This is a genomic window from Stenotrophomonas sp. 22LJNL06-5-1 (genome assembly GCF_056861455.1).
This window is the reverse complement of the sequence record NZ_JBSPUE010000006.1, coordinates 24,537-43,499: the sequence shown is the minus strand read 5'-3', so window position 1 is coordinate 43,499 and position 18,963 is coordinate 24,537. Positions and strand designations below refer to the sequence as shown.

22 protein-coding genes and 1 other RNA gene are annotated in these 18,963 nt (G+C 64.3%); 16 read left to right on the top strand and 7 right to left on the bottom strand.

Translation table 11 applies throughout. The features are described 5' to 3' along the window. Positions 1–48 precede the first annotated feature (48 nt). The gene (locus AC13GF_RS13740) at positions 49–525 is read left to right on the top strand and encodes a hypothetical protein (RefSeq protein ID WP_483004972.1); all 477 of its coding nucleotides are present in this window, start codon (positions 49–51) and stop codon (positions 523–525) included. On the opposite strand, the gene AC13GF_RS13735 is transcribed toward AC13GF_RS13740, so the two are convergent. Next, the gene (locus AC13GF_RS13735) at positions 522–1,442 is read right to left on the bottom strand and encodes a hypothetical protein (RefSeq protein WP_483004971.1); all 921 of its coding nucleotides are present in this window, start codon (positions 1,440–1,442) and stop codon (positions 522–524) included. The two genes, AC13GF_RS13740 and AC13GF_RS13735, sit on opposite strands and share 4 nt — an antisense overlap. A 22-nt stretch (positions 1,443–1,464) precedes the next feature. On the opposite strand from AC13GF_RS13735, the gene AC13GF_RS13730 reads away from it, so the two are divergent. The 4 genes from AC13GF_RS13730 to AC13GF_RS13715 all read left to right on the top strand — a co-directional run bounded on the left by AC13GF_RS13730 (position 1,465) and on the right by AC13GF_RS13715 (position 4,830). After that, the gene (locus AC13GF_RS13730; RefSeq protein WP_483004970.1) at positions 1,465–1,869 is read left to right on the top strand and encodes a tyrosine-type recombinase/integrase; all 405 of its coding nucleotides are present in this window, start codon (positions 1,465–1,467) and stop codon (positions 1,867–1,869) included. 39 nt (positions 1,870–1,908) lie between these two features. Further along, a complete protein-coding gene (locus AC13GF_RS13725) occupies positions 1,909–2,475 on the top strand; it encodes a hypothetical protein (protein WP_483004969.1) in 567 nt (188 codons plus the stop codon). A 114-nt stretch (positions 2,476–2,589) separates the two neighbouring features. Beyond that, positions 2,590–2,982: a transfer-messenger RNA gene (gene ssrA, locus AC13GF_RS13720) on the top strand. Between the two features lie 342 nt (positions 2,983–3,324). Beyond that, positions 3,325–4,830 carry a S8 family serine peptidase gene (locus tag AC13GF_RS13715; protein ID WP_483004968.1) on the top strand — a complete coding sequence of 502 codons (1,506 nt, stop codon included), beginning with the start codon at positions 3,325–3,327 and terminating at the stop codon, positions 4,828–4,830. Between the two features lie 48 nt (positions 4,831–4,878). Here AC13GF_RS13715 and AC13GF_RS13710 read toward each other — a convergent pair whose 3' ends face one another. After that, the gene (locus AC13GF_RS13710) at positions 4,879–6,312 is read right to left on the bottom strand and encodes an MFS transporter (RefSeq protein ID WP_483004967.1); all 1,434 of its coding nucleotides are present in this window, start codon (positions 6,310–6,312) and stop codon (positions 4,879–4,881) included. 107 nt (positions 6,313–6,419) lie between these two features. On the opposite strand from AC13GF_RS13710, the gene soxR reads away from it, so the two are divergent. Together soxR and AC13GF_RS13700 are read left to right on the top strand one after the other, a co-directional pair. After that, a complete protein-coding gene (gene soxR, locus AC13GF_RS13705) occupies positions 6,420–6,890 on the top strand; it encodes a redox-sensitive transcriptional activator SoxR (RefSeq protein WP_483004966.1) in 471 nt (156 codons plus the stop codon). 90 nt (positions 6,891–6,980) lie between these two features. After that, the gene (locus tag AC13GF_RS13700) at positions 6,981–7,466 is read left to right on the top strand and encodes a hypothetical protein (RefSeq protein WP_483004965.1); all 486 of its coding nucleotides are present in this window, start codon (positions 6,981–6,983) and stop codon (positions 7,464–7,466) included. On the opposite strand, the gene AC13GF_RS13695 is transcribed toward AC13GF_RS13700, so the two are convergent. The 3 genes from AC13GF_RS13695 to AC13GF_RS13685 all read right to left on the bottom strand — a co-directional run bounded on the left by AC13GF_RS13695 (position 7,430) and on the right by AC13GF_RS13685 (position 10,548). Further along, a complete protein-coding gene (locus tag AC13GF_RS13695) occupies positions 7,430–7,609 on the bottom strand; it encodes a hypothetical protein (protein ID WP_483004964.1) in 180 nt (59 codons plus the stop codon). The genes AC13GF_RS13700 and AC13GF_RS13695 overlap by 37 nt on opposite strands. Before the next feature lie 180 nt (positions 7,610–7,789). Further along, on the bottom strand, positions 7,790–9,694 hold the full coding sequence (locus AC13GF_RS13690) for a hypothetical protein (protein WP_483004963.1): 1,905 nt from the start codon (positions 9,692–9,694) through the stop codon (positions 7,790–7,792). 392 nt (positions 9,695–10,086) lie between these two features. Beyond that, the gene (locus tag AC13GF_RS13685; protein ID WP_483004962.1) at positions 10,087–10,548 is read right to left on the bottom strand and encodes a methyltransferase family protein; all 462 of its coding nucleotides are present in this window, start codon (positions 10,546–10,548) and stop codon (positions 10,087–10,089) included. Positions 10,549–10,701: 153 nt separating this feature from the next. Here AC13GF_RS13685 and AC13GF_RS13680 point away from each other — a divergent pair, with 153 nt between their 5' ends. After that, positions 10,702–12,723, top strand: coding sequence for an esterase/lipase family protein (locus tag AC13GF_RS13680; protein ID WP_483004961.1), 2,022 nt, complete (start codon positions 10,702–10,704; stop codon positions 12,721–12,723). A 75-nt stretch (positions 12,724–12,798) separates the two neighbouring features. Here AC13GF_RS13680 and AC13GF_RS13675 read toward each other — a convergent pair whose 3' ends face one another. Further along, a complete protein-coding gene (locus tag AC13GF_RS13675; RefSeq protein ID WP_483004960.1) occupies positions 12,799–13,491 on the bottom strand; it encodes an alpha/beta hydrolase in 693 nt (230 codons plus the stop codon). Between AC13GF_RS13675 and AC13GF_RS13670 the strand changes: the two genes are divergently transcribed. The 7 genes from AC13GF_RS13670 to AC13GF_RS13640 all read left to right on the top strand — a co-directional run bounded on the left by AC13GF_RS13670 (position 13,479) and on the right by AC13GF_RS13640 (position 18,133). Further along, positions 13,479–14,522, top strand: coding sequence for a cupin domain-containing protein (locus AC13GF_RS13670; RefSeq protein ID WP_483004959.1), 1,044 nt, complete (start codon positions 13,479–13,481; stop codon positions 14,520–14,522). The two genes, AC13GF_RS13675 and AC13GF_RS13670, sit on opposite strands and share 13 nt — an antisense overlap. 70 nt (positions 14,523–14,592) lie before the next feature. Then, on the top strand, positions 14,593–15,465 hold the full coding sequence (gene hchA / locus AC13GF_RS13665) for a glyoxalase III HchA (protein WP_483004958.1): 873 nt from the start codon (positions 14,593–14,595) through the stop codon (positions 15,463–15,465). 5 nt (positions 15,466–15,470) lie between these two features. Beyond that, positions 15,471–16,175 carry a PA1136 family autoinducer-binding transcriptional regulator gene (locus tag AC13GF_RS13660; protein ID WP_483004957.1) on the top strand — a complete coding sequence of 235 codons (705 nt, stop codon included), beginning with the start codon at positions 15,471–15,473 and terminating at the stop codon, positions 16,173–16,175. A gap of 87 nt (positions 16,176–16,262) precedes the next feature. Further along, entirely contained in the window at positions 16,263–16,496 is a 234-nt protein-coding gene (locus AC13GF_RS13655; RefSeq protein ID WP_006433851.1) for a hypothetical protein, read from the top strand. Between the two features lie 134 nt (positions 16,497–16,630). Then, a complete protein-coding gene (locus AC13GF_RS13650; protein WP_483004956.1) occupies positions 16,631–16,870 on the top strand; it encodes a hypothetical protein in 240 nt (79 codons plus the stop codon). 24 nt (positions 16,871–16,894) lie between these two features. Then, positions 16,895–17,140, top strand: coding sequence for a hypothetical protein (locus AC13GF_RS13645; RefSeq protein WP_483004955.1), 246 nt, complete (start codon positions 16,895–16,897; stop codon positions 17,138–17,140). 138 nt (positions 17,141–17,278) lie between these two features. Further along, entirely contained in the window at positions 17,279–18,133 is an 855-nt protein-coding gene (locus AC13GF_RS13640; RefSeq protein ID WP_483004954.1) for an endonuclease/exonuclease/phosphatase family protein, read from the top strand. Between the two features lie 19 nt (positions 18,134–18,152). Here AC13GF_RS13640 and AC13GF_RS13635 read toward each other — a convergent pair whose 3' ends face one another. Beyond that, positions 18,153–18,416: a hypothetical protein gene (locus AC13GF_RS13635; protein ID WP_483004953.1), complete on the bottom strand. Its 264-nt coding sequence runs from the start codon at positions 18,414–18,416 to the stop codon at positions 18,153–18,155. A 140-nt stretch (positions 18,417–18,556) separates the two neighbouring features. On the opposite strand from AC13GF_RS13635, the gene AC13GF_RS13630 reads away from it, so the two are divergent. Continuing rightward, positions 18,557–18,934, top strand: a complete 378-nt coding sequence (locus AC13GF_RS13630; RefSeq protein WP_483004952.1) for a VOC family protein — start codon at positions 18,557–18,559, stop codon at positions 18,932–18,934. Positions 18,935–18,963: the final 29 nt, after the last annotated feature.

Below are 18,963 nucleotides of genomic sequence, written 5' to 3'. Positions count from 1 at the left end.
AACCTTAACAAATGTGATAATCCCGGCCAATACAGGGAGGATGTCGCAATGGTTGAGACCGTACTCGGGATGACGGATCTTCAGATCAAGCTGGTTACTGCCGCTGGCCAGCTCGCACTGGCGGGCATGGTCGCCTACGTCGCCTGGAAGCAATGGCGGACAGCACGCAACAAGCTGATTGCGGACTTGTTTGACCGCCGATACGAGCTCTACAGCCGCTTTCGCGAGCTCATTCAGACAGCAATAGTCGGTAGCCTTGAAGAGATGAATGACGCAATTATCGAGATCATCATGCTGAAGCATGAAATGCGTTGGGTCTTCGGAAATGAAGTCGTTCAAAAGCTTGATCAGCAAGTCATTTCGAAGCTTACGCCTATGGCTCTTGCCAGGGCCAACGCGAAATCATCAGAAGGCGAACTGTACCGACAGCACGTCGCTGACTACCGGGAAGCAAGAGATCGCGCGGACGCAAGCACACGATTCATCCCCGCGATCTTTGAAGACTCCTTGACCCTCCGTCACTAGCGCCACAACGCCTTACGGAAGCCGAGCCTGCCACCGTGAAGCGCTTCCTGCAGGACAGCGCTGGCGCACTTATGGGCCTTAATGTAGTTGCTCTTGCGCATCTTGGCTGACTTGGCCAAGCCGGCGAACGGCTGGCGCCGCTCAGGCCACACCAGTTCGTGGGCTGCGTCGTAGATAACCAGGCGCAGGCGCCAGCGATCGGCGGGCTTGCCGAGGTCCAACGGTCGCGGTCGCATTGCACGCACGTCCTTGGCCACCTGACGGTAGGCAGCCAGCGACAGCTTCGCGACCGCAGCGGGGCCCATCCTCGTCGCTACGGGAAGCGCGGTGTGCTTCTCCAATGGGTTGCGCATGTAGCCGACCGCGCCGGCGATGTCGCTGCTGCCCAGCGGCGGCAAGGTGCTGCGCCCCTCAACCGGAATGCGGTAGCTCCCGCCGACCAGCAGGCGCGACAACAGCTCCAGGACGTCGCCCTTGCCCTCGTCATCGAATCCATCCGGGGCTGCTCCCCGGCGCCGCAGGCCTGCGCTATCGTCCACCGCCGTAGGAAGAACCGGTGCACGGCGGCACCAGGCATCCAGCGCCGCATCCAGCGCGCCGGCGGGATCCGGACCAACGAACACGGCTGAGGATGCCCCGCAGCTGCAGCACTGGATCTGTGCGCCGCGTGGGAAAAGGCCAGCCGGGGAGGTGCCGCACTGGCCACACTGGAGAGGCGCGGTGCTGTCGAACACGGCGCTTCGCGGCCCGCAGCGCTGGCACTGGAACTGTACGGGCTGCGACTCGCGGCCAGGCCAGCACACCTTGGCCTTTCCGTTGCAGTTGGCGCAGGAGGGTATTTTCACCCCCTTGAGGAACACCATTTCCAGCTGGCGCGCGGCTTCGAGCGCATTGGTGCCGACCGCAGCTTCATTCATGACGTCTGTTCCTGGATCTTCTTTGCAGCAGCTGCAGACCGAGTCCGGCGTGCGTGAGGTGCAGCTGCTGCAGCCGGCGATCGATGCCCTGAAGGCCCAGCGTGCCCACACCGCAACCGTTGGCGAGTTCGTCTTCCACGATCCCAGGACCAATGCCCGGTGGGGCTCAGACCAAAGCATCCGCGCCGGCGAATGGCAGCGCGCGCTGCGGAAGGCCGGGGTCCGGTACCGGTATCCCTATCAGATGCGCCACACCTTCGCCTCCCAAGCGCTCAGCGCCGGCGAGAACGTCATGTGGGTGGCGCGGCAGATGGGGCACCGAGACTGGACGATCACCGCCAAGAAGTACGGCCGGTGGATCCCTTCGATGGTCCCCGATGCCGGCGCGAAGGCAACGGCCGCTTGGATCCCGTCATCTCTCGTCTAGCGGGCTATTCTTAGCAATCTGAATGACCGGAGCATTGGAATGGACGGCGACTCAATTGATCCAGGAAATGGTGCGGCCCCACAGAAGAACTCCCCCGATGACGAGGACATGCTCTTCATTCGCTCTCCAGAAGAGTTCACATCACTTCTATTGGCGGGCTGGATTGTCGACGCTCGCAGCGGCGGCTTGGTTCGTGGCCGCCTTCACGAGGAGGGACACATCCCTATGGTCCAGCACGTGGGGCCCTTGGGTACGTTCCAGTTCATGGGTCTCATGGAGGGAGGCGAGTACATCCTGAGTACGGACGCAACTGCTGCTCACCGTGATCGTTTGATCGAGATCAACAGCGACAAGGCCCCCTGCGACACCCCGTTGCCTGAGCCACCCCCAGGCCGGGTAATAGAAGCATCGGCAGAGCCCCACGACAGGTTCTTGCTGATCGAACATCAGTTCATCATCAACCGTGTCTCCACCCGACGACATCTGGCGGAGCTAGTCGCGCTCAACGCCCCACATCGGTACTACCGGGGTCAATATCTGAGCGACGAGGTGGTTCACTACCTGAACAGCCATCCTGAGCTCGGCGACGGGCCGCCGAGTAAGTGAGGCTTACGCGTGACTGTTCAGGAAGATTGCCGTACTATTCGGCTCGTTGGGCAGGGTCGGTGCCAGCTTTTTGCCAGCATTGCCCCCAAAAGCCTTGCAATACTTGAAGAAACCGGGGGTGCATTGGTTTCGACGGGGGTTGTGAAGTCGCCTGGCGCATGCCGAGGGGGTAGCTTTCCTCGTAAATCCAGCTGCAAAACTCTAGTTGCCAACGACGACAACTACGCTCCGGTCGCTCTCGCAGCCTAAAAACTGCGGTGCGTGACCTTCTGCCGACTTAGGCGGAGCCTCGAAACTGCTTGTGTCCATGCTCGCAGCGTAGAGTCATTATCATGGAATCGCGCTGGGCGGCTGCCTGTCAGTCCGGCACTAGAACACAACAGGCTGGTTCCCGGGTGCGCTTTGCACACCGTGCTGCTCGGGGATGAGATTCAACGGTGAGCTAAGCATGTAGTGCTGGGGATGGAGTGCCTTCGGACGGCGGTTCAATTCCGCCCACCTCCACCAACGAACGGTCCGTCAAGGACCGGAGAAGCCCGGAAATTCCACCAACGTGGGTTTCCGGGCTTTTTTATTGGCTGCTCTACGTCGCTACGAAGTTCGACGCCGCGGCGCAATCGCGGTCCGATGCCGTCAAGCAATGTCGGCACCGCGCATCTTCTCTCGCTTTCGACATCACTAAATCACTTCAGAATTTTCCCACCCTCTCCTTGGGGGGGATGTGTCCGCGAAGCCGTTCGTCCTTGGTCGCCATCAAGAGGAGACCACGGGACACCTGCACCCTTCACATCAAGCCGCGCCCGAGAGGCTCGGCCTGTTCGACATATCTTTCACAAAGGAACTGTATCCATGCGTACGTCGCTTCGGGTTTCCCTTGCCAGCGCCATCGCCCTGGTCCTGGCCAGCGCCCCCGCCTTCGCCCAACCCACCGAACGGGTATGGACGCGAGGCATGGCCAGCAACGAGCAGTACAGCAGTTTCATCGTCAAGTACCGGGACGGCAGCAGCAAGCGCGTCTCCGCCACCACCGCGCAGGATGCGCTGAAGAAGCGCCTCGGCGTCCAGCAGCGCAGCAAGCGTTCGATCGGCAGTGCACCGCCAGCGGCCGCGTCCGTGACCCATCAACGCCGCATGGGCGGCGGGGCCGACGTGGTCACCACGGACAAGCCACTGGACCTTCCGGAAGCGCAGATCCTGATGCAGCGCATCGCCGACGATCCGGACGTCGAGTATGTGCAGCCGAACTACATGATGAGCGCGTTCGCCACACCGAACGATCCGCGCTACGGCGAGCAGTGGCACTACAGCAATCCGACCAGTGGTGCGCGCCTGCCGGCTGCGTGGGACCGCTCCACCGGCCAGGGCGTGGTGGTGGCTGTGGTCGATTCGGGTTATCTCAACAACAACGACCTGCAGGCGAACCTGTTGCCGGGCTACGACATGATCTCGTCCACCCGCCCGTTCAGTGATTGGCAGTGCATCATCGGGGGGATGAATCCCGGCTGTGGTGGCTCCGACGATGGCGATGGACGCGACGCCGATGCCTTCGATGCTTCGGGCATTGCACACGGCACCCACGTCGCTGGAACGGTCGCTGCGGTCACCAACAACCAGATCGGCGTCGCCGGCGTGGCCTACAACGCGAAGGTCGTGCCGGTGCGCGTACTCGGCAACCAGGGCAATGGCGGTTCCGCCGACATCATCGACGGCATGCTCTGGAGTGCCGGCATCAACGTGCCCAACGTCGCGGCCAATGCCAACCCGGCAGAAGTCATCAATCTCAGTCTGGGCGGCCGCCGGGCCTGCTCGCCGGCCGAGCAGGATGCAATCGACGACATCACGGCGCAGGGTACGATCGTGGTGGTCGCCGCCGGCAACAGCAATCTGGATGTGTCCGAGTTTGCTCCGGCGAACTGCAAGGGCGTGATTGCGGTTGCCGCCAACGACCAGGGCGGTCGTCGTGCGTTCTACTCCAACTACGGCGCAGGCATCCACATCACCGCACCCGGTGGTGAAACCTGGTCCTGCCGCGCGTCCGTCGGCGAGTTCCTGCCGCTGGCCACGCCGCCGAACCAGACCAACTGCGCACCGACCCGCCAGCATCCGGCACAGGGCATCCTGTCCACGGTGGGCAACAACGCCTTCGACTTCATGTCAGGCACCTCGATGGCGGCGCCCCACGTCGCGGGCATCGTCGCGCTGATGCAGGCCGTGGCGCCGGTGCCCAAGACCACCGACCAGGTCAAGGAGATCCTGCGTCGAACCGCGCACCCAATCGCGGCAGCAAACTGCCCGGGGGGTTGCGGGCCAGGCATCGTGGACGCGGCGGAAGCCGTGAAGGCGGCCAGCAACTGATGGCATGGCGCAGCGGCCCGGCAAGGTCGCTGCGCCCTCCTCCGCTGCTCAGTTCACATCCACCTGCAGGCGGCACCGCTTCACCAGCAGCATCCCCAGCATCGGCGCCAGCGCGAATGTGGCAAACAGCCACCGGGCCGCATGGGCGGTTCCCTCGGCTCCACCCGGATCGATCAATCCCGCGGCATTGGCGACCATGCCGGCAAGCGCTGCCCCGGCCGCGGTGGCGAACAGCTGGATGGTGGTGATCGACGCACCGGCACGCTCCTGTTCCTCCGGCGGTGCAGAGGTCAGAACGCGTGTCAGCAGGTGCGGCCAGGCCAGGCCCACGCCGATCCCGATGACGGCCAGCGCCACGCAGATCGGCACCATCTGCAACCACGTACCGCTGCCCGCAGCCGGCACCCGCAGCGCCAGCCCGATCATGCCCACCCACCCCAGCGCCGGGCCGATCATCAACGCCCGGTCAACGCCACGTCCGCTGAAACCGGAGCCGACCAACGACCCGAGCGTCCAACCGGCCGCCATCAACGCCGCGAGGTAGCCCGCGGCAAGCGGTGATTGCTGATGCAGCACCTGCAGGAACAGTGGCACGAAGACCTCGCCGCTGGTGATCATCAACACCAGCAGCGACATCAACCCATACAGCGCGGCCAGCGGCGAGCGGAACCGCAGAGCGCCGGCGGGAAGCAGCGTCTGCTTCGCGCGGGACTCGATCCTCACCAGCACCACTGCGAGGAACACGGCCACCACGATGCCGATGAAGTTGTGGACTGCGCTCGAGGATGTACTGCCAAGGGAGACGCTGATGACGGCCAGGGTCAGCAGCAGGATCTGCAGCCACGGGACGGAAGACCTGGCGGTCGCTGAAGACGATGCCTCCCTCTGCGGAAGAACCTTCGACGCCAGCAGCGCGAACAACACGGCAACCGCGGTGACCGACCAGAACGCGGCCCGCCATACACCCCATTCGGCGAACACGCCGCCCACCGCGGGCCCGATCAACGTCGCCACGCCCCACATCCCCGAAACCAGGGCCATCGCGCGCGGCCAGAGCGGCTCTTCGAACGCGAGCCGGATCATGGCGTAGGCCAGCGCGAACAGGAAGCCGCCGCCGACACCCTGCACCAGCCGTCCCACCAGCATCATCGGCATCGAGGTCGCGAGCGCGCAGATCACCGCACCAGCTGCGAAGATGAGCGCCGCCAGTGCGTAGCTTCCCCGAGGCCCGGCACGCTCAAGCAGCTTGATCGACAGTGCCGACCCCAGGATGGACGCGACCACGAAGAGCGTGGTGTTCCATGCGTAGAGATCCAGGCCGCCGATGTCCTCCACCACGGTTGGCAACATGGTGGTGGCGATGTAGACGTTGACCGCATGCAGTGCGACACCTCCCGCCAGGGCAAGTGAGCGCACTGCATTGCGGCCGGACAGGAGATCGCCCCAGCGGGTGCCGGGAACGACGATGCCTTGCTGTTCCATTTTCGTTCAAACCTATGATTCATGACCTGCAGCCCAGGATTCACATGCAGGAAAAAGGGAACTGCCTTATAAAACCTCATGTAATGATGAGGTCAAGGAACCCGGCCATGAAGATCGATGTCAGCGTTCCGCTTTCCGTGGGCGAAGTCGCGCGTCGCAGCGGGGTCAGCATTGCCACCGTGCACTTCTACGAAGCCAAGGGACTGATCCATGGCTGGCGCAACAACGGCAACCAGCGCCGCTACCGCCGCGACGTGCTGCGACGTATTGCCGTGATCAAGGTCGCACAGCGGGCAGGCGTTCCTTTGGCCACGATCAAGGTCGCGCTGGATGAACTTCCGGCCGAACGGGCGCCCAGTTCGAAGGACTGGGCAAGGCTGTCCAGCAACTGGCGTGACATGCTGAACGAGCGCATCCGCAGCCTGGTCCAGCTGCGCGACCAGCTCGACGGCTGCATCGGCTGTGGTTGCCTGTCACTGAAGGACTGTCCATTGCGAAACCCTGGCGACCAGTTGTCACAACGCGGCGACGGTGCCGTATTGCTTGAATCGGACGACGGCAGCCGGGACGGGCCATGATCCATGGCTGCACGCGGCACTGACCGAAACATCGCACAATGAGGCGGCACCCTCCCGCATTGCTGCCCACTACCTACAGAAGGATCTGCGATGAGAACCGTGATCATAACCTCTGCCCTGCTCCTGGCTGCTTTCGCCGCGGCCCCGGCTGCGCACGCGGCTGCACCCGCCATCGCGCCGCCCGGCACCGCAACACTCGAAGCCCTGCTGGCCTGCAAGGCAGGTTCGAACTTCAGCGAGGCCGAGGCCATCGATGCCCTGCAGGCAGCCGGCCTGGCCAGGAAGCCTGGTGGCACGTTCGAGCCGGAAACCACGCCAGTCGCCCTGTTCGGCGGTACCGTCACCGATGCCGATGTGAATGTCGCCGAGGGCGAGAAAAGCATCTTCGTCTACTTGAACGGTGTCGACCCCAAGCGCCTGGCCAAGACCTGGTCGGTGACCGCGGTCAACGAATACGCCAACACCGAAGCACCGTCCTACGTGAAGCGCATCGACAAGCGCCACACCCTGCACGTCATCGCGGGTGACGACTATGAGGGCTATTCCGCTGCGGTGAAGTGCCAGATCACGCCGTAGTGGCCTGATCCGTGCTGGAGCCAGCGCCGTATTCGCTGGCCGAAGGCTGCGTACGCCTCGGGAAAGCGGGCCGACAGTGCCCGCTCTTCCGGCACGATCTGCCACAGGTTGATGTACAGCGCGAACAGCGGCGCAACCAGCAATGCGGCGAGGTTCTTCAGGTACAGCCCGTTGAAGTGATAAAGGCCTACGGCGATGGGCCCGGAATCCGTGACAGCCGCGACCGTTGCAACTACCAGGCAATACCCACAACGGTCCGGAACACGCAGGGGCAGCCACCTGACAGCCCTTCGCTCCGGGCCTGTTGTGGGTATGCCAGACGCTCAGCGCTTCGAGCTCACCCTCCAGAGTTCGTAAGGCCCTTCGGTCATGATGCATGTTGCCCGGCTGTCCGCAGCAAGAGTGTCAACCGCAGTGCGCAGAATCCGATCCCGCTCCTGGCCACCTGCCGAACCGGGTGAGCGGACGATGAGGTATTGAGCAGCAATGTCCTCCAGAAATTCCAGCGTGTGCTCCGGGGTATCAACCAGGCCGGGGCGTGTCAGCGCAATGATGTCGATGGGCTCGTACCGGACTGGCAACCAGAAGCCCTCCCCGCCCACATCCCCCACAGCACGCGTGCGCGGCGCCTCCAGGGAAAGCCGCTGGGCCATTCTTTCCAGGCCGATGTCGCGCCAGGCTGCCGCACGTCGCGCAGCCGTATCCAGCATGGGGCGATCAAGACGTGTATCGAAGGCCCGGGTGCCAGGCCCCCACGCGCCCGTCACAAGACACATCAACGCAGATGCCACCGCGATCGAGAAAATCAGGGCACGCACGACTTGGCTCACGCCGGAGCAGGACTGCCACTTCCACAGTGTTTGCTGGAGAAGGAAGCCAGCAAACATCAACAGGCCCAGCAAGGGAGTGATGAAGTAGTTTCCATCCGCACCCGATGCTTCGATATAGCGATTTCCCAGGAGCATCGGGAAGAACAGCAATCCAAGCAGAAGCACGGGAACAGCGCGCTGCCACGCGACTGGTCGCCGCCAACCCAGGATCACCGCCACCAATGGCAGGCCAAGCCATGCATTGCCCGTCCACAGGATCTGCAGCAGCGGATACTGCCGTGGATCGAACAGGTACGCCAACAGGGCTTTTCCTGGAGGCAGGTAGACAAGCAGATCACTGGTCGGCAGGCGACCTACGGGTGATTGCAGCGGCATGCCCCAGGCGGCAAAGAGATCAAGCGCGGCATTCGGCGCAACAATAGGCACCCCTGCCAACCACCATGTTCGCGCGGTGATCAGCCCCACCAGCACTATCACGCCAAGCAACACCCCTCCTGCAATTGCGGCAGCCGGCTGCCCCCGGTGAAACCGCTGGCGCCGCCACCGGACGAAGGCGGGAATCGCCAACAGGCCGATGGCCAGCGTGTAGGGAATATTGGACAGCCTTGCCTGACTCGCCAACAGGGACGCAGCCATCGCAATCCAGAGCCAACCGACACCGCCTCTGTTGCCGAGTCGAAGCACGGCCAACAGCGAGACAGCAAGCAGCAAGGCCGCCAAGGCGTCTCCCTTGGCCGTGATTGAAATGTTGGCGAACGCAGGTAGCGTTGCAAGCAGCGCGACAACGTGAGGTCGCAAGGCGCGGCCCACGCGCAGCTCACGCAGGACCTGTGACGCTACCCCAAGGGTGGCCAGCCAGCAGCCAATGCTCAAGCCGATGATGGCGGGAATGCTGCCGATGGCCGCCAAGGGGACCTGGAGCAGCTCAATCAGTTTCGGATAGTAGTGGACGGGCGCTACAAGACCTTCGCTACGGAATATGTTGCCACTTGCGATCAATGCGCGGTCTGCCGACAGGCCATACCAGTTGGAATCAAAATCCGAGGAAACAGACGCCTTCGCAAAAAGCACCAGCGTCAGAGTTGCGATCAAGGCCGTGACCGCCGGTGTACGCTCAGCGCCACGTCGAACGCCAGACAGCAGCATTCCTCCCAGCCACGGTCCACGCCGCAGGATCAACGCCCCGCCCAGTACCAGCGCGGTGAGCGCGGCGAGTGCCTGCATGGTCCCCACGCCAAGCAATGAAGCCATCCACAGCAGAAGCGAGCAGGCCACAAGGCCTGTCATGCCGACAATGACCTGTTGGGCCGGATCGCGTTGGCTAACACCCCCAGCCAGGGCAACAAGGCATCCGCCCAAGGCGAAGATGCCCTCCAGGTAGATGTAACTGGCCAGCATTGCCACATCCACACCATGGTGCCTGGCATACAGGGCCGACACAGCTGCGATACCTGCCCAGAGAGCGGGCCCCCGGATCAATTTCAGCGCCCCATACAAGGCGAAAAAGAGCGCTGATGCCTCCAGGGCACCCTGCCAGGCCGCTGGCTGCCTTACATGCCAGCCCCACACGCCGGGACCGACCAAGGACCAGATGGGAACCAGGATGAAAACCAGTACCAATGCGCTTGCAAGTACAAGCCTCCCGACGGGTGGTTTCACGCTTGCACTCGAAGGTTGGATGGGAGGGCGCAGATTACTGTCTGAAGCTGCGGGCGTCATCCACGGAACGCGAGGCCACCCGTGATACAGCCCAAGGAGTGCCAGATCACGCGGTGACGGCCTGACCCGCACTAGAGCCAGCGCGGTACTCGCTGGCGGAAGGCTGCGTATGCCTCGGGAAAGCGGGCCGACAGTGCCCGCTCTTCCGGCACGATCTGCCATCGGTTGATGTACAGCACGAACAGCGGCACGGCCAGCAGTGCGGCGAGGTTCTGCAGGTACAACATGGCACCTGCCAGGACAGTGGCCTGGCCCAGGTACATCGGGTTGCGCGTGTAGCAGTACACGCCGTGCGTGACCAGCACGCTCGACGCCGCCGGCCGCAGGGGGTTGACCGTGGTGCCCACGCGCCGGAAGACCAGCTTCGGCAGCAGGTTCAATACCACGCCAAAGGCCATCACCAGACCCGCAAGCAACTCCGGCATGGGTAGCTGCAATGCCCCGCCCGGCTGCCATCGGCTGCCCATACAGCCGATGGCGCCGCACAACAGCATCACAAGAGGCGGAGGAACACGGGTATCAAGCCATCCCATCGCAGCCCTGCATTCATCCTGTTCACCCCAGTGTCACACGGAAATGCCTGAATCGCCCGGTTGGCGGCACTTCCGCGCTCCAAACCGACCGCCCGGTATCTTCCGCTTTGACATGCCGACCGCTAGAGTGGCGCCACCGCGCAGGAGGATCGTATGGCAACCACGGGCTTGGGCTTCATCGGCCGCACGACCCTCATCATCACCGTGCTGCTCACCCTGGGCGGCTGCGCCACGTTGCGCCAGTTCGGGCCGTCGGTGCAGGTGGCCTCGGTCACGCCCGGCCAGTACATCGCCCTGAAACGCGGCGACATCCTGACCACCGGCAAGCTCAGTTCGGCCACCATGGAGACGCTGCGCGTGGCCGGCCTCGACGAAGGCGTCTGCGCCAAGCCCGGCCTGCCCTGCATCGAGGCCATGGAAGGCAGCATCGTAGTGCGCGAGGAGGACAAGCGCTCAAGCCTGGCCGAGCTGTGGCTGCAGTATGCGATGACCCTGCCCGCGCCCAAGCGCGAGTACTCCACGTCAGGCCGCGCCAAGAGCGCGATCACCGAACTGGATGCCGACTTCCAGCCGCGCCTGGACGCGTGGATGCAGGTCGCGCGGCAGGCCTACGCCTACCTGTTCTTCACCGAGCGCACGGCCAACCAGCGCGGTTTCGAAGACCGCCAGACCCAGGTGCGCGACTACTACAACCTGGCCGTGCAGGAAGCCTCGGTGCAGTTGTACAACGCCTTTGCCACCGGGCGCGTGCATGCTGAAGCCAGCCATTTCCAGCTGGGCCGCTGGACCTTCGTACTGGCGCCTTCAGGTGAGGCATCACCGCTGGATACGCGTACCCCCACCGAGCTGGTACCGGCGGCCTCGCTGTCGTTCACCGGCACGCTGCGCAGCGTGCATCGCCGCGATGGCTTCGGTGCCGAACTGGTGGCCGTGATGGAAGACCCGGCCGCCACCACGGCCGCCACGCCGCCGGCCACAACACCCACAACGCAGGCCACTACACCGGTCACGCAGAGCTGGAGCGAGATGCCGTCGCCATCGATGACGGTGCTGCTGCGCTTCTCCGGAAAGAACCTGTGGGAAGTACTGCACGACGACGAGCCGGAACTGGAGATCCACGATCCCTACCAGGTCACGGAAGTCACCCTGCATGGGCAGCAGGTGCCATTGGCCGCGAACTTCACCGCAGGCTACGCATTGTGGCTGGCGCGCTCCAATTTCAGCCACCAATCGCTGCGTTCGCTGTTTGGTGGCAAGGGCGGCATCGACACACCGCATCTGTACATGATGCAGCCCTACGACCCGAACCGCCGCGTGCTGCTGATGATCCACGGCCTGGCCAGCAGTCCGGAAGCCTGGGTCAACGTCGCCAACGAGCTGATGCGCGACGACGAGATCCGCCAGGACTTCCAGGTCTGGCAGTTCTACTACCCAACCAACATGCCCATCGCGATGAGCCACGATTCGATGCGCCACACGCTGGATGAGGTGTTCAAGCATTTCGACCCCAGCGGCAAGGCGCAGGCTTCGCATGACATGGTACTGGTCGGGCACAGCATGGGTGGCGTGATCGCGCGGCTGATGATCTCCTCTTCCGGCGATCATCTGGTCGACACCCTGCTGGAGACTGCGCAGATGACGCCGGCACAGCGTGAACTGCTGCGTACCAAGGGCGCACCGGTGCTGACCTTCCTGCCGGAGCCGGAAGTATCGCGCGTGGTATTCATCGCCACGCCACACCGCGGCACCGATGTGGCGGGCACCCGCCTGGGCCGCTGGATCGGTCGCCTGGTGCGGTTGCCGCTGACCGTGCTTGAAGACGTCGCCACCATCGCCAACGATGGCAAGATCGATCGCAACGACGGCAAGCACGGCTACCAGATGAACAGCATCCAGAATCTGGACAAGGACGATCCCTTCGTCCGCGCCGTGGCCGACCTGCCGATGTCGCCGAAGGTGCACTACCACTCGATCATCGCGCGCGCCAAGGCCGATGGTCCGCTGGAAAAGACCGACGACGGGCTGGTGCCCTACTGGAGCTCGCACCTGCCGCACGCGGATTCGGAGAAGGTGATCGTGTCCGGGCACAGCGTGCAGGAAGCCACGCCGGCCATCGTCGAACTACGGCGGATCCTGCATGAAGACATGCAGGAGCACGACCGGCAGAACAAGTAACGCGCAGCGTGGCGGCATCACGGCAGCGGCGCTCTGGCCGGCCGGGACACCGCCACTGCGGCAGGACCAGGATACTCAGCCTTGTCCGTCGGACGCAGCGTCGGTGATCAGCTGGGCCACCGCTACCGGCTGCGACGCCAGCGATGCATGACTGGCATCCAGCGTGATGCTGGCCCGTGGCTGCATGCGCGCCGCCATGCGCCGCTGGTTGTCAGGGTGGATCATGTGGTCCGCGCTGGAGACCTGGTACCAGCTCGGCTTGTGCCGCCACGCCGGGTCACTGACGGCATCACCGAATGTGCTCGCCAGCGGCGCCTTCTGGGTGACCGCCATCACCGTCGCCTCGTCGGCCTGCAGGTCCTGGCAGAAACTCTCGTGGAATTTGCCGGGCTGCAGCCACAGGTAGCCGTCGCTGTCCGGCGCCAGATTGGCCGCCGCCTGCGGCAGCTGTTGCTGGGTAATGCCGCCGGGACTCTCGCCCGCATCCGGCGCGAACGCGGCGATGAAGACCAGGCCGGTCACGTTGGGTTCGTTTCCGGCTTCGGAGATCACCGCGCCACCATAGGAATGACCGACCAGCAGCACCGGTCCCGGGATCTGGCGGATCATGCGCCGGGTCCGCTCTGCGTCGTCGGCCAGCGACGTCAACGGCAGTTCCACGGCATGCAGGTCGTGGAAGCCCCGGCGATCGAGCTCCAGGATCACCTTGGCCCAATGCGCGGCGCCGCCCCAGAAACCATGAACCAGAATGATGCTTGGCTTGCTCATCTTGCAGAACTCCTCACTTGGATGGGATGGTTGCCCGACAGCCACCAGCGCTGCCTGAAGCCACCCGACCAGACTACGGATCGCCCCTGCCAGCGGCGATGCACGGACTCCTGAAAACCATGCCAAGGCTCCACACCACCGAATCGCTTCAGGCCGGCTCCGACGCCTTGTTTGCGATCTTCCAGTCCTCGCGCATGCACGGCGGCGACATCATCCGCCACGTCGTGCAGCCCGGTGGATCCCGCATCGTGGCCGAGGGCCGCGGCTGCTTCCACTTCATCGAACAGGGCACGGCACGCCTGCATGCGGATGCCGCGGTGGTGCCACTGCAGACCGGCGAGCTGCTGTTGATGCCGCATGGCCGGACACATCGCATCGACTGTGCCGGCGACGCGCCGCAGCCTGCCCATCTGACCACGGCATCCTTTGGCTTTGATGGCCCAGGCAGCCAACTGCTGCTTGATGCCCTGCCCGGCTGGCTGCATGTGCCCGGGGTGGACCGGATGCCGAACGGATTTCCCGCCAGCTCAGCCGATTGGGTGGCGGTAACGCTGGGCGCGATCCAGGTTGAAGCGGCCCGGCCCACGCTGGGCAGTGGACTGATGCTGTCACGCCTGCTCGACCTGTTGTTTGTCTGGACGCTGCGCTACTGGCTGGGAACCTCCAGTCCACACAACTGCCAGCGCCTGCATGCACTGGCCGACCCATTGATCGGGCGGGCACTGGCGTTGATGCAGGCACACCCCGCACAGGCGTGGACGGTCGAGTCTCTGGCCGCAAGCCTGAATCAATCGCGCTCGAATTTCGCGCAGCGGTTCAGCCTGGCCACCGGCATGTCACCGATGCGCTATCTCGCTGGATCGCGGCTGCAGCTGGCAGCGGAGCTGCTGCGCAGCGGAAACCGGCGGGTTTCGCAGATCGCCGGAGACGTCGGGTATCTCTCCGAACCGGCATTCAGCCGTGCGTTCCGCCGCGCCTTCGGCATGAGCCCGAATGCTTGGCGTCAACAGATGGCAGCGTCGCGCGAATGAGGGGAAAACCCTCATCGCACGTACGCATCAGCCCTTCTATGCTGGCTCCACTACCCCACTGGAGGTCCGCATGAACACGCAAGAGCCCAGCCGCCACCCCAGCCCCGACCCGGCCGAGCGTGACGCCTTCTTCCCGTCGCCGTACTCGCTGTCACAGTTCACGTCGGCCAAGAGCAACCTGTCCGGTGCCGACTATCCCGACGCGCGCCGCGATGGCCGCTGGAAGGTGTTGATGATCGCTGCGGACGAACGCTATCTGCCTACTGCCAACGGCCACCTGTTCTCCACCGGCAACCATCCGGTGGAAACCCTGCTGCCGATGTACCACCTGGACAAGGCCGGCTTCGACATCGATGTGGCCACGCTGTCCGGCAACGCCGCCAAGTTCGAGTGGTGGGCGTTCCCGCGTGAGGACACGGAGATCGGCGGGCTGTACGACCGCTACGAAGCCCGCTTCCGCCAGCCACTGCCGTTGGATGAGGTGGTGGCAGGCCTCGATGCCACATCGGACTATGCAGCCGTGTTCATTCCCGGTGGCCATGGCGCACTTATCGGACTGCCGCAGAGTCGCGCGGTAAAGGCGGCCCTGCACTGGGCGATGGCCGAGCAACGCCACATCATCACCCTTTGCCACGGCCCGGCCGCATTGCTGGCCGCAGGCGTTGACGAGGCCGATGGTGGTTCGCTGTTCCGCGGCTACCGCATCTGTGCCTTCCCCGATGCGATGGACCGGCAGACGCCGGAGATCGGCTACATGCCCGGGCAGCTGCCGTGGTTCTTCGGTGAGCGCCTGGCGCAGCAGGGCGTGCAGATCGTCAATGACGGCATCGATGGCAGCGTGCTGCAGGACCGTCTGCTGCTGACCGGCGACAGTCCGTTGGCCGGTAATGCGCTGGGCAAGCTGGCCGCGCGCACGCTGCTCGACGCCCTGGCCGGGCGCTGACCCGGATGAGCGAACTGGTGCAGGCGTTGCTGGAACTGGAACGCGCCCGCTCACTGAGTGCGGTGGGCGCCGTACTACGCAGCATCTCTGCACCGCTCGGCTACGACCGCGTGCTGGTGTTCGCCACCGGCACGGGGTTGGAGCGCGGTACCCAGCGCGTGTACTGGATCGAGGGCGACTGGTTCGGCGACGGCAGCAATACCGACCTCGCGCGCTACCTGCACGCCTGCCCGGTCAATCGCCACGTACTGGACAGTGACGCGCCGTTCTTCTGGAGCAAGCGCCAGGGTATTCGCGGCGAACGCTATCAGGTGGTGAAGCAGCCACGTGGTGAAGGCCTGCACGGTCTGCAGGTGCCGGTGTTCGGCACCACCGGCCTGGAAGGCGCGATCAGTTTTGCCGGGACAGCGATCGATGCATCGGCCAGCGCGCGACTGCTGCTGGATGCTGCTGCAGCTGCAGCATTCCGTGCCGCACGCCGGCTTGCAGAGACACCCAGCGAGCTTTCCGGAAGTGCGTTGAGCACGCGCGAACGCGAGGTGCTGCGCTGGGTCGCCGCCGGCCGTCGCCAGGCGGAGATCGCGGCCACGCTGGGGCTTTCCGCCCGTACCGTGGAAAATCACCTGCGTCGCGCGCGCCAGCGCCTGGGGGTGGCAACCACCGCGCAGGCGGTACGCGCTGCCAGTCGGCGCGGCGAGATCGAGGACTGATCCGGGCAAGACACTTCCGGCAGTCTGGTTCGCATGTTACACACGCCTTGCGCATGTGCGCGATTGCAGAAAGCAAGGATGATGCTTATGAAACTGCAACTGGCCGCGATGGCCGCGTTGGTGGTGGCAACTGCAACCCTGGCTCCGGTGGCGGACGCCAACACAGGGGTCCCGAGAGAGAATGTTTCCTGTGTGCCAGTGAATGTGGACCGCAACCGTGTCCACCACCACTGCACGGAAACCTACACCGATGAATTCGGCAACGTCTACACCGCCGAGTACTGGATCGACGAGTACGGCAACCCTTACCTGCGCGACTGAGCCGAGGGGGGACTGCGCCGGACCGCCCGCCGGGCCGGCGCGCATGCAGCAGCTGCCGCTCGATCGCATGCGCTATCGGGGGTAGTTGCACGACACCGCGCAGATGCGCGATTGCAGACACAAGGATGATGCCCATGAAACTGCACCTGGCCTCGATGGCTGCACTGGCCGTGGCCTTCGCCGGAATGATGTCGAGCGGCAACGCCAACGCCGGGGTAACCAGCCCACCCGGCAGCGTAACCCGCTGCGAACCCTTTGAAGTGGAGCGCTACCGGATCCACCAGCATTGCATCGTGACCATGCCCGATGCGGACGGCGACACTTTCCTCACCGAGTACTGGATCGACGAATACGGCAATCCATATCTGATGTAATCCTCATCGACAAGGAGCGTGGAAATGAGACTGCATAAAGGCATACCGGCATGTTCGCTTGCCACCGTGCTGGCCGTGTTGATGCTGGCCCCCGTCGCCACCACAACGGCTGCCGAAGTCATCGAGATCCAGGAAGAGTGCGTGCCCTTCCGCATTGCTGGCAACGTGTTCCACCAGCGCTGCACGTCGTACGTGGTCTACGACGACGGCACCCGTGAAGCCACCGGTCATTACAATCGTGACGAGAACGGGATGATCTACGACCCCTGATCGCGCCCGCGCGATCCGCCGGGCGGCGCCTTCACCGCCCGCCCGGCATCTCCCAGCCGCCCATCCCGGCATACCGCTGCCCTCGCCTTCCATGGCATGCTCCGTGAAACCGTTTTCATGGAATGGAGGGATTCCACGATGTTGTCGCGCTTCCATCGCCCTGCGCTGTGCGCGCTGCTGGCGCTTGCTCTGCCTGCCGTCGCCTGGGCTGCTGCACCGGCGCCACTGAAAGTGATGTCGTTCAATGTTCGCACCCCGGCCGATACCGAACCGGGCAAGCGCTGGCCGGACCGTCGCGATGCCATGGTCAAGGTCATCCTCGATGCACACCCGGCCGTGATCGGCACCCAGGAACTGGTGAAGGAACAGGCCGACTTCCTGTCCGGGCACCTGCCCGGCTACCGCTGGTTCGGCGAAGGCCGCCGCGGTGGAAGCGGTGACGAACACATGGGCGTGTTCTACGACAGCAAGGTGCTGGCCATCGAGGAATCCGGCAACTTCTGGTTGTCCGATACGCCCGATGTACCCGGCAGCATCACCTGGGGCAACCTGTACCCACGCATGGTCACCTGGGCCCTGTTCCGGCGCCTGGACGATGGCCGTCGTTTCTACTTCATGAATACCCACCTGCCCTACCGCGACGAGGACGAACCGCGCCGGGTGAAGGGTGCCGAGCTGATCGGCAGGCGCCTGGAAGCCCTTCCGGCCGACCTGCCGGTGGTGTTGACCGGTGACTTCAACAGCGAGCCCGGTGGAGACACCTACAAGGCGTTCACCCGCCTGCTGCAGGACACCCGTACCCAGGTGAAGGCACCGCAGGGACCACGCCTGACCTTCCACGACTTCACCGGCAAGGCCACCGTGCAGCTGGACTGGGTGCTGGTGCGTGGTTTCCATGCGCGCAGCTTCGTCACCGATGATCGTCGCATCGACAGCGTGCTGCCGTCGGATCATTTCCCGCTGGTGGTCGAGCTGGACTGGCCGAAGCACTGAATCTCTGCGGCAGCCGTGGCTACGGCGGCGGCTGCCGCGACAACAGCCGGTACAACGCCTGGTGCTGGTTGCGCGCCTGGCAGATGCGGGCGCCGACGGCAAGGAACACGGCAACGCCGATCAGCCCGAGCCCCAGCATCGGATCGGGCAGTCGCAGGAAACCGATCGCAGCGGCCATCATCGCCAGCACCAGCAGCACAACGACCGCCACCGAAAGGCCCGCACCGGGTGGCCCCGGGTCGCCAAACAGCATGCGCTGGGTATCCCGCCTGTCATCGCTCATCGTCTGTACTCCCTGGAATCTGCCCCACTAGTTACACGGCGGACACGGCTTCCGGCAGAGTCAGAAACGTCACGACTGTGACAACGTCCACAGCACATGCCGCGCTACTCTGCCCCCGTTCCCGAACTGTGGAGAAAGGCATGGCACACCAGAGTCGCCTGGCCGGTTTCATCATCGATTGCGAGGGCATTTCCGCTGGCGAAGGCGCCCGCTTCTGGGCCGCCGCGCTTGGCCTGCAGGCGCAGCCCGCCCGTGCCGAAGACGGCGCCGAGTACGCCGACCTGCAGGGCGCACCCGCGGGCCTGAACGTGGAAGTGCAACGTGTCGCACACCCTTCACGGGTGCACCTGGACATCGAGAGCGACGACATCGACGCCGAGGCCGTCCGCCTGGAGAAGCTCGGCGCGCGGAGGATAGGCTTCGTCAAACGCTGGTGGGTGATGGAAGCACCCACCGGCCATCGCTTCTGCATCGTGCGCATGCGCGAGCGCGAGGTCCCGGCCAATCACTGGCCCTGAAAGAAGAAAGGGACGGAAGCCACTGCTTC

Coding starts and splice junctions, on each gene's coding strand:
- AC13GF_RS13675 (WP_483004960.1), bottom strand. CDS start 13,491: ATGAGCAAGCCAAGCATCATTCTGGTTCATGGTTTCTGGGGCGGCGCC.
- AC13GF_RS13650 (WP_483004956.1), top strand. CDS start 16,631: ATGAAACTGCACCTGGCCTCGATGGCTGCACTGGCCGTGGCCTTCGCC.
- AC13GF_RS13740 (WP_483004972.1), top strand. CDS start 49: ATGGTTGAGACCGTACTCGGGATGACGGATCTTCAGATCAAGCTGGTT.
- AC13GF_RS13710 (WP_483004967.1), bottom strand. CDS start 6,312: ATGGAACAGCAAGGCATCGTCGTTCCCGGCACCCGCTGGGGCGATCTC.
- soxR (WP_483004966.1), top strand. CDS start 6,420: ATGAAGATCGATGTCAGCGTTCCGCTTTCCGTGGGCGAAGTCGCGCGT.
- AC13GF_RS13685 (WP_483004962.1), bottom strand. CDS start 10,548: ATGGGATGGCTTGATACCCGTGTTCCTCCGCCTCTTGTGATGCTGTTG.
- AC13GF_RS13635 (WP_483004953.1), bottom strand. CDS start 18,416: ATGAGCGATGACAGGCGGGATACCCAGCGCATGCTGTTTGGCGACCCG.
- hchA (WP_483004958.1), top strand. CDS start 14,593: ATGAACACGCAAGAGCCCAGCCGCCACCCCAGCCCCGACCCGGCCGAG.
- AC13GF_RS13690 (WP_483004963.1), bottom strand. CDS start 9,694: ATGCTGGCCAGTTACATCTACCTGGAGGGCATCTTCGCCTTGGGCGGA.
- AC13GF_RS13630 (WP_483004952.1), top strand. CDS start 18,557: ATGGCACACCAGAGTCGCCTGGCCGGTTTCATCATCGATTGCGAGGGC.
- AC13GF_RS13725 (WP_483004969.1), top strand. CDS start 1,909: ATGGACGGCGACTCAATTGATCCAGGAAATGGTGCGGCCCCACAGAAG.
- AC13GF_RS13660 (WP_483004957.1), top strand. CDS start 15,471: ATGAGCGAACTGGTGCAGGCGTTGCTGGAACTGGAACGCGCCCGCTCA.
- AC13GF_RS13640 (WP_483004954.1), top strand. CDS start 17,279: ATGTTGTCGCGCTTCCATCGCCCTGCGCTGTGCGCGCTGCTGGCGCTT.
- AC13GF_RS13715 (WP_483004968.1), top strand. CDS start 3,325: ATGCGTACGTCGCTTCGGGTTTCCCTTGCCAGCGCCATCGCCCTGGTC.
- AC13GF_RS13655 (WP_006433851.1), top strand. CDS start 16,263: ATGAAACTGCAACTGGCCGCGATGGCCGCGTTGGTGGTGGCAACTGCA.
- AC13GF_RS13645 (WP_483004955.1), top strand. CDS start 16,895: ATGAGACTGCATAAAGGCATACCGGCATGTTCGCTTGCCACCGTGCTG.
- AC13GF_RS13680 (WP_483004961.1), top strand. CDS start 10,702: ATGGCAACCACGGGCTTGGGCTTCATCGGCCGCACGACCCTCATCATC.
- AC13GF_RS13735 (WP_483004971.1), bottom strand. CDS start 1,442: ATGAATGAAGCTGCGGTCGGCACCAATGCGCTCGAAGCCGCGCGCCAG.
- AC13GF_RS13700 (WP_483004965.1), top strand. CDS start 6,981: ATGAGAACCGTGATCATAACCTCTGCCCTGCTCCTGGCTGCTTTCGCC.